Genomic DNA, 8,620 nt, shown 5'->3' on the forward strand with positions numbered 1-8,620 from the left:
TCCCCCCGCTTCCATGTCCCCCGAGCGCCAGACCCCCGTCCCGATCGAAGAGGAGATGCGGAAGTCGTATCTCGACTACGCCATGTCCGTCATCGTCGGACGGGCGCTGCCGGATATCCGCGACGGCCTGAAGCCCGTGCATCGCCGCGTGCTCTACACCATGAACGTGATCGGGGTGGCCTGGAATCGGCCCTACAAGAAGTCCGCGCGCATCGTGGGCGACTGCATGGGCAAGTACCATCCGCACGGCGATGCCCCCATCTACGAGGCGCTCGTGCGCATGGTGCAGGAGTTCTCGCTCCGCTATCCGCTCGTGGACGGGCAGGGGAATTTCGGCTCGATCGACGGCGACCCCGCGGCGGCCATGCGATACACGGAAGCGCGCCTGGCCAAGATCGCCCACGAGATGCTGGCGGACATCGACAAGGACACCGTCGACTTCGTTCCGAATTATGACGAGAACGAGCAGGAGCCGGTCGTCCTGCCCACGCGGATCCCGAACCTCCTCGTCAACGGTTCATCGGGGATCGCCGTCGGCATGGCCACCAACATCCCGCCCCACAACCTCACGGAGGTGGTGGACGGGCTCATCATGCTGATCGAGAATCCGGACGCCACCGTGGACGATCTGATAAAGGTGATTCCCGGCCCGGACTTCCCGACGCGAGGCTTCATCTACGGCCGGACGGGTATCCGCGAAGCCTATACGACGGGGCGGGGCATCATCACGCTACGGGCCAAGGTTCACAAGGAGAGCCTTCGGGGTGGCCGCGAGGCGATCATCGTCACGGAGCTGCCGTACCAGGTCAACAAGGCGACGCTGATCGAGAAGATCGGCGAGCTGATCCGCGACAAGAAGATCGAGGGGATCTCGGAGCGGCGCGACGAGTCGAGCCGCGAGGGCATCCGGATCGTGCTGGAGCTCGGCCGCGGAGAGATCCCGGAGATCATCATCAACCAGCTTTACAAGCACACCCAGATGCAGACCACTTTCGGCATCATCATGCTCGCGCTGGTCGGACGGCGGCCGCAAGTCGTCACGCTCAAGCAGATGCTCACCGAGTTCATCGGCTTCCGACGCGAAGTGGTCACGCGCCGCACCCAGTACGACCTCGCGCGGGCCGAGGAGAAGGCGCACATCCTCGAGGGCCTGCGCAAGGCAGTCGATCAGCTCGATCTCGTGATCCGGCTCATCCGCCAGGCCGAGGATCCCGCCGCCGCCAAGGAAGCCTTGATTCGCCGCCTCGGGCTCTCGGAGATCCAGGCCCGGCACATCCTCGACATGCGGCTGCAGCGGCTGACCCAGCTGGAGCGACACAAGATCGTCGAAGAGCACGAGCAGACCCTGGCCTTGATCACCGACCTCAAAGACATCCTGGCCTCCGAGCAGCGGCTGATGGGCATCATCAAGGACGAGCTCATCGCGCTCAAGAACGAATTCGGGGACGAACGGCGTACGGAGATTGTTGGCGAAACGCAGGATCTCACCATCGAAGACCTGATGGCGGACGACGATATGGTGGTGACGATCACGCGCTCCGGCTACATCAAGCGGACGCACGTGGAGGCCTACCGCAGCCAGAAGCGCGGCGGCAAGGGCGTCACGGGGATGGAGACCAAGGAGGAGGACATCGTCGAGGACCTCTTCGTCGCCTCGACCCATTCTTTCCTCCTCTTCTTCACCAACAAGGGTAAGGTCCACTGGCTCAAGGTGCACGAGATCCCCGAGGGCGGACGCCAGGCCAAGGGCAAGGCCATGGTCAACGTGCTCTCGCTGGCCGACGGTGAGATGGTCGCCACCTGCGTGCCCGTGCGGGACTTCGAGTCGGGCGGCTATGTTCTCTTGTCCACCAAGCGGGGCACGGTCAAGAAGACGGAGCTGTCAGCCTTCTCGCACCCGCGGGCGGGCGGGATCCTCGCCATCTCGCTCGATGACGGCGACGAGGTCATGGCCGCTCGCCGCACGGACGGCCAGCGCGAGGTGCTGCTCTCGACCAAGCAAGGCATGATCATCCGCTTCCCCGAGGAAGACGTGCGGCCCATGGGTCGCACGGCCGGCGGCGTCCGCGGCATCGAGGTGGACGAGGGCGATCAGGTCATCGCCGCCGAGGTGGTTCAGGAGGGGGTCAGCGTCTTCACGATCACCGAGCGCGGCTATGGCAAGCGCACGCCGCTCGAAGAGTACCGCCTCCAGGGCCGCGCGGGCAAGGGCATCATCGACATCAAGACCGAGGGACGGAACGGCTCCGTGGTCGGGATGCTCCAGATCCGCGAGACCGACGATATCCTCGTGGTCACGACCAAGGGCAAGATGATCCGTATCCACGGGGGCGACATCACGAGCCAGGGGCGTAATACCATGGGGGTGCGGGTGATCGACCTGGACGCCGACGATCGGGTGGGCAGCCTCGCCCGGGTCGAGGCCGAGGCCGAGCCGGCAGGAGCGCCCTCGTCATAGCGTGACCCCGGTGGGGGACATGAGGCCGCCTGCGGGCGGCCTCTTTTGTTTCTGACATGCCTCTTGAGTGAAGAAGCGACGTTCTCCTCTGATCCCTCTCCCCCCTTGGGGGAGAGGGCAGGGTGAGGGGGAAGGAAGGAAACGCGCGGTGCTTGACATCAGGCTGATCCGTGAGCGACCGGAGGAGATCGAGCGCGCCCTCGCGCAGAAGGGCGGCGCCGAGCTCATCAAGGAGATCGCTGCGCGTGACGCCGAGCGCCGGCGCCTGATCCGGGAGAGCGAGGAGCTCAAGGCCCTCCGCAACAAGGCCTCGGAGGCGATCGGGCAGGCGAAGCGGCGCGGCGAGGACGCGGGCGCCGAGCAGACCCGGATGCGCGAGGTCAGCGATCGCATCAAGACCCTCGACGCCGAGCTGAAGGCTGTGGACGTGGCGATCGAAGAGCTCCTCGTGCAGGTGCCGAACCTGCCCCATCCGTCCGTCCCGCCCGGGACCACGGATGCCGACAATGTCGAGGTCCGGCGGTGGGGCACGCCTCGAACCTTCCCGTTCGAGGCCAAGCCGCACGAGGAAGTGGGCGAGGCGCTGGGCCTGCTCGATATCGAGCGCGCGACCAAGATCGCCAAGTCGCGCTTCGCCGTCCTCTGGGGGCCCCTGGCGCGCCTCGAGCGGGCCCTGGCCCAGTTCATGCTCGACCTGCATACGCGTGAGCACGGGTACACCGAGCTCTGGCTGCCGCACCTGGTGAGCGGGGAGACCATGCTGCGGACCGGCCAGCTCCCGAAGTTCGAAGAGGGGCTCTTCAAGACGCTGGAGGCGGACGAGAACCGCACGCTCTACCTCATTCCCACCGCCGAAGTGTCGCTGACGGCGCTCCACGGCGGGGAGGTCCTGGACGAGCGGACACTGCCCCGGCGCTATACGGCCTTCACGCCGTGCTACCGGCGCGAGGCGGGGACGTATGGGAAGGACATGAAGGGGATCTACCGCCAGCACCAGTTCGACAAGGTCGAGATGGTGAAGATCACGACGGCGGGTCAGGCCTACGAAGAGCTGGAGGCGATGGTGGCGAATGCCGAGGAGGTCTTGCGGCGGCTCGAGCTGCCGTACCGGGTGGTCGAGCGGTGCGTGGGCGATCTGGGCTTCAGCACCGCCAAGGGTTACGACATCGAAGTGTGGCGCCCCGCCATCGGGAGATACACCGAGATCTCCTCGTGTTCGACCTATGCGGATTTCGGCGGCCGCCGGGCGGACATTCGCTATCGCCCGGAGAGCGGGGGGCGCCCGGAGTTCGCCCATACGCTGAATGGCTCGGGCCTGGCCGTCGGACGGACGGTGATCGCGGTGCTCGAGAACTATCAAGAGGCCGACGGCACCGTGACCGTCCCGCCGGCCCTGCAACCATATATGGACGGGCTCGAGCTGATCGGGCCTGCCCGCTGAATTGCGCGGAGGGGTGGCCGAGTCTGGTTGAAGGCGCCGGTCTTGAAAACCGGAACCTCGCAAGGGGTCGGGGGTTCGAATCCCTCCCCCTCCGCCAAATTCCCTTAGGCCGTGCGCGTCGCCTCCTCGAGCGAGGCGGCACGGTCGGCATGCGGCCGTACGACAAGCCGTCTCTTGTGGAAGGCCTCGAGGGTTGGACGATGGCCGATGCTGATCACGGTCGTCCGCGCGAGCCGCTCACGCAGGAGCGCGTAGAGCCGCGCCTCCGTCCTCTCATCCACCGCCGAAGTCGCCTCGTCGAGAAAGAGCCAGTCCGGCTTCTGGACGAGGGCGCGGGCGAAGGCGATGCGCTGCTGTTCCCCCGGCGATAGCTGGAGCGCCCAGTTTCCGTTCTCGTCGAGACGCTCGCCCATCTTCGCCAAGCCCACGGCCTCGAGAGCTTCTCGCAGGGTGGTATCGAGGATCCCGTCGGCCGGCACAGGATAGCTCACGACATCGCGCAGCGTCCCGATGGGCAAGTAAGGCTTCTGGGGCAGGAAGAGAACGCGCGCATCGGCAGGCACGGTGATCCGCCCGCGGCCGAAAGGCCAGATGCCGGCGATGGCCCGGAAGAGCGTGCTCTTGCCCGAGCCCGTGGGTCCCGTGACCAGGACATTCTCGCCGCTCGAGATGTTTTCCTGCGCGCCCTGCAGGAGGGGCTGCCCGCCGGGAAGATGCAGGTCCACGCCTTCGAGCGAGAGGCTGCCGCCACTCTCCGCGCGATGGATGCCCTCCACGGCCGGGTTCGGTCGCACTCGGATCATGGCCGCCTCGAATCCAATGAGCCGGCTCACCACGGCCCGCCACTCGGCGACCTGCGGATAGAGCTGGGGGTCTACCACCACGCTCAGCGCCTCCTGGACTTTGCCGAAGGCCTGGGCCGTCTGGACGAGGCCGCCGAGGGCGATCTCGCCGCGAAAGAAGCGAGGCCCCGCGACCACGAAGGGAAAGATGATGGCGATCTGAGCGAATCCCACCGTGAATCCCGTCAGCCGCTTCTGCAGGCCCATGATGCTCCACCAGTTCGTCACGACATGGGCGAAGCGCTGGCGGAAATTCTGGAGCTCGTCGGGCTCGCCCCGGTAGAGGGCCACCCCCTCGGTGTTCTCGCGGAAGCGCACGAGGGCGAAGCGGAAGTCGGCTTCGTAGCGCTGCTGCTCGAAGTCGAGCCGGACGAGGCGGCGGCCGACCTTTTCCGTGAGCCAGGTGCCCACGATGGCGTACAAGAGCGCGGTCCAGACCATGTAGCCCGGCACCGTCCAGCCGAGCCACGGCAGGGTCATGGGGCCCGAGAGGAACCAGAGGATGCCCACGAAGGAGACCAGGGTGGTGGCGGCTCTGAGGAATTGCAGCCCCAGGGTGAGCGTCCGTGTGACGAAGAGCCGCACGTCTTCCGCGATGCGCTGGTCCGGATTGTCGGTCTCGCCGGCCAGGAGCTGCATGCGGTAGTACGCGCGATCGGCGAGCCAGGCGTTCAGATAGCGATCGGTGAGCCAGCGGCGCCACCGGATCTGCAGCATCTGGTTCAGGTAGAGCTGGTAGACGGCCACCACGATGTAGGCGGCGGCCAGCCAGGTGAAACGGAACAGCTGCTGGAGGAAGACGTCGTAGTTCTTGTCCTGGAGGGAGTTGTAGAAAACATTGCTCCAGCGGTTGATGAGCACGTCGATGTAGACAAGCCCGAGATTCATGGCCACCACGACGCCGAGGAGCCCCCAGGCCGCCCATCGATCCTCCGAGGACCAGTAGGGCTTGGCCAGGCTCCACATGTCGCGAAGGAATTGGCGAAGGTTCGTCATCGGCCGGCTCTCGGCAGTTTGTGGGTTCATGCGCCCAGTATGGCCGACCATCCAGCTTCTGGGTAGTCGCTGCGATGGGAATGCCTTATACTCGGTAGGCTTGACTGTTTGGAGAGGTGGCCGAGTCGGCCGAAGGCAGCCGCCTGCTAAGCGGTTACAGGGGCAAAACCTCTGTCCCGGGTTCGAATCCCGGCCTCTCCGCCAGAATGCGCCCTTAGCTCAGTTGGATAGAGCGTCGGACTACGAATCCGAAGGCCAGAGGTTCGACTCCTCTAGGGCGCACCATTTTTTCAGTGGGTTGCGGAGAGTGAGGGCGGATGCGAGGCCCTCACTCTCCGCGTTCTGTCACGAGTTCGTGCTCGGCACCGTGCCCACGCGAGAAAACATGGCTCGACCAGCACGCTCTTCACCGCGGACCTCGACCTCCGAACGGACCGGCGTGGACGCGACGTCTGCCCTCATGAGGCACGGCTGATCGATGCGCGCCGTGCTCTGTCGCGCGTGGGGAGCGGTCGAGGGTCTCCAGCTCGGCGACGCGCCGCCGCCCATTCCTGCCGACGGTGAGGTGGTCATCGCGGTCAGGGCGGCGGGGATCAACTACGCCGATGCCATCATGGTGGCCGGGCGTTACCAGACGAAGCCGCCGCTGCCGTTCAGCCCCGGCCTCGAGGCGGCGGGGATTGTCGCCGCCTGCGGAGACCGAGTGACACGCTTCAGGCCGGGCGACCGCGTGATGGCGATCCTGGCCCACGGCGGCCTCGCCGAGCTCGCGGCCGCTCCCGAGGCGGAAACCTTCGCCATTCCCGACCGCATGAGCTTCGAGGAGGCCGGCGCCTTTCCTGTCGCATACATCTCGAGCCACGTCGCCCTCCGCTGGCAGGCCCGGCTCGAGCTGGGCGAGACGCTCCTGGTGCTGGGAGCGGCGGGAGGCGTGGGGCTCACCGCCGTCGAGATCGGCAAGGCCATGGGCGCGCGCGTGATTGCCGCGGCCAGCACGGCCGAGAAGCTCGCGGTGGCCCAAGAGCGCGGGGCGGATGACGGCGTCAATTATGTTGAGGAAAAGCTCACGGACCGCGTGATGGCGCTGACGGACGGCAAGGGCGCCGACGTGTGCTTCGATCCCGTCGGCGGAGATCTCTTCGACTCCGCCCTATCGTCGCTCGGGTGGGGCGGCCGCATCCTCCTCATTGGCTTCGTGGCCGGCGTGCCGCAGATCCCCGCGAACCGGCTCCTCGTGAAGCATCGCGCCGCGCTCGGATCCTCGTTGCGGTACTTCCGCTGGCACGCGCCGGACAAGCTCCGCCGGTCCGTCGAGGAGCTCGTGCAGTGGTACGGCGAGGGCAAGCTCCGGCCGCTCGTCACGCACCGTCTGCCCCTCGAGCAGAGCGTGGAGGCGATCCGGCTGCTCACGGACCGCAAGGCCCACGGCAAGGTCGTGGTGGTGGTGGAGCCGCGATGATGGAGATCCGCGTGGAGCAGCACGGGCGGCACATCGTGATGGTGACCATCGACAACCAGCGGCGCCTCAACGCTATGACCAGGCCGATGATGGCGGAGCTTGGGCGGGTGTGGGACGAGCTCGGGCGGGGCGACTGCCGCTGCATCGTGCTGACGGGAGCGGGCGACCGCGCCTTCTGCGCCGGGGCCGACGTCAGCGGCGATCTCTCGGCCAGCGCGGAGACCGCGAAGATCGTCAGCCACGCGCTCCTGAAGACCGACGCGTACTCGAAGCCGATCGTGGCCGCGGTCAACGGCGACTGCGTGGGCGGCGGGCTGGAGCTCCTCCTCTCCACGGATATCCGGGCCGCCGCGCCCCACGCGCGGTTCGGCCTTCCCGAGGTGCGCTGGTCGATCTATCCGTTCGGCGGCGCCACCGTCAAGCTGATCCAGCAGATCGGGCACGTCCACGCGATGGATCTCCTGCTCACCGGTCGGCTCGTGGATGCGGGCGAGGCGGTGCGCCTGGGGCTCGTCAACCGCGTCGTGCCTGCCCCCGACCTCACGGCGTGGGCGCTCGAGACCGCGGAGGCCATCGCGGCCAACAGCCCATCCGCGGTGCAGGCGGTGAAGCAGCAGATCAGCGCGACGATCGCCGATCACGCGCGCTCACGCGAGGCCCTCGACCAGGAGCTCGGCGACCAGGTGCGGGCCAGCGCGGAGTTCACCGAGGGTGTCGCCGCGTTTCGGGAGAAGCGCCCGCCCCGCTACGAGTGACCGGCGGCCCGTCTGGCGCCACGACTGGTGCACCGGGACGGTGGCGAGTGCTAGCATACGCGCATCATGACCCCGGGGACCCCGCCGTCAGCGCCCGATGTGCGCATGGAGCGCGATGCGCGCGTCCTCACGCTAACCTTCGATCGTCCGGGCGACCAGAACCGGCTCACCCGCGAGGTTCTCCTGACGATGCAGGGTATCGCCGACGATCTCCGCGATGACGACGAGATCCAGGCCGTGGTCGTGACGGGAAGCGGTTCAGAGTTCTTCTCGATGGGCATCCTGAACCCGGCCGTGCGGGCCAGCTACACGAAGGAGCAGATCCTCGACCTCGTCCGTATCGCCAACCGGCTCTACGATGCCATCGAAGCGCTTCCCCAGGTCGTCATCGCGGCATTCAACGGCGCCGCGCGAGCGGGCGCGGCGGAGCTGGCCCTGGCGTGCGACATACGGCTGGCCGCCGCCCACGCGACGTTCAGGCTGCCGGAGGCGCTGTGGGGGGGCTTCCCCGGAGCGGGCGGGCCGGTGCGGCTCCCCGAGATCGTCGGCCGAGCGCGCGCCCTCGAGCTCATCTGCACCGGCCGCGAGATCGACGCGGGGGAGATGGAGCGCCTCGGGCTCGTCCTCGCCGTGTACCCCGCCGATCGCGTGCGGGCGGAGGCCCAGGCC

The 8,620-nt window shown here is 67.3% G+C and carries 6 protein-coding genes and 3 tRNA genes; 8 read left to right on the top strand and 1 reads right to left on the bottom strand.

Annotated features, from left to right (window positions below; genetic code table 11):
• Nucleotides 1-13: 13 nt before the first annotated feature.
• The 3 genes from gyrA (at nucleotide 14) to VGT00_20970 (ending at nucleotide 3,996) form a co-directional block, all read left to right on the top strand.
• Nucleotides 14-2,458: a DNA gyrase subunit A gene (gene gyrA, locus VGT00_20960; protein HEV8533903.1), complete on the top strand. Its 2,445-nt coding sequence runs from the start codon at nucleotides 14-16 to the stop codon at nucleotides 2,456-2,458.
• A gap of 148 nt (nucleotides 2,459-2,606) precedes the next feature.
• Nucleotides 2,607-3,899, top strand: coding sequence for a serine--tRNA ligase (gene serS, locus VGT00_20965; protein HEV8533904.1), 1,293 nt, complete (start codon nucleotides 2,607-2,609; stop codon nucleotides 3,897-3,899).
• A 7-nt stretch (nucleotides 3,900-3,906) separates the two neighbouring features.
• Nucleotides 3,907-3,996, top strand: a tRNA-Ser gene (locus tag VGT00_20970).
• 7 nt (nucleotides 3,997-4,003) lie between these two features.
• Here VGT00_20970 and VGT00_20975 read toward each other — a convergent pair.
• Entirely contained in the window at nucleotides 4,004-5,737 is a 1,734-nt protein-coding gene (locus VGT00_20975) for an ABC transporter ATP-binding protein/permease (GenBank protein HEV8533905.1), read from the bottom strand.
• A gap of 110 nt (nucleotides 5,738-5,847) precedes the next feature.
• Between VGT00_20975 and VGT00_20980 the strand changes: the two genes are divergently transcribed.
• The 5 genes from VGT00_20980 to VGT00_21000 all read left to right on the top strand — a co-directional run.
• A tRNA-Ser gene (locus VGT00_20980) sits at nucleotides 5,848-5,941 on the top strand.
• A 4-nt stretch (nucleotides 5,942-5,945) separates the two neighbouring features.
• Nucleotides 5,946-6,022 (top strand) — tRNA-Arg (locus VGT00_20985).
• A gap of 193 nt (nucleotides 6,023-6,215) precedes the next feature.
• Nucleotides 6,216-7,196: an NADPH:quinone oxidoreductase family protein gene (locus VGT00_20990; protein HEV8533906.1), complete on the top strand. Its 981-nt coding sequence runs from the start codon at nucleotides 6,216-6,218 to the stop codon at nucleotides 7,194-7,196.
• The gene (locus tag VGT00_20995; protein ID HEV8533907.1) at nucleotides 7,193-7,951 is read left to right on the top strand and encodes an enoyl-CoA hydratase-related protein; all 759 of its coding nucleotides are present in this window, start codon (nucleotides 7,193-7,195) and stop codon (nucleotides 7,949-7,951) included. Before VGT00_20990 ends, VGT00_20995 begins: the two co-directional genes overlap by 4 nt.
• A gap of 66 nt (nucleotides 7,952-8,017) precedes the next feature.
• The coding region (locus tag VGT00_21000; GenBank protein ID HEV8533908.1) for an enoyl-CoA hydratase/isomerase family protein at nucleotides 8,018-8,620 on the top strand (603 nt) is incomplete at its 3' end.

It is taken from the genome of Candidatus Methylomirabilota bacterium, from assembly GCA_036002485.1.
Lineage (GTDB): Bacteria > Methylomirabilota > Methylomirabilia > Rokubacteriales > CSP1-6 > AR37.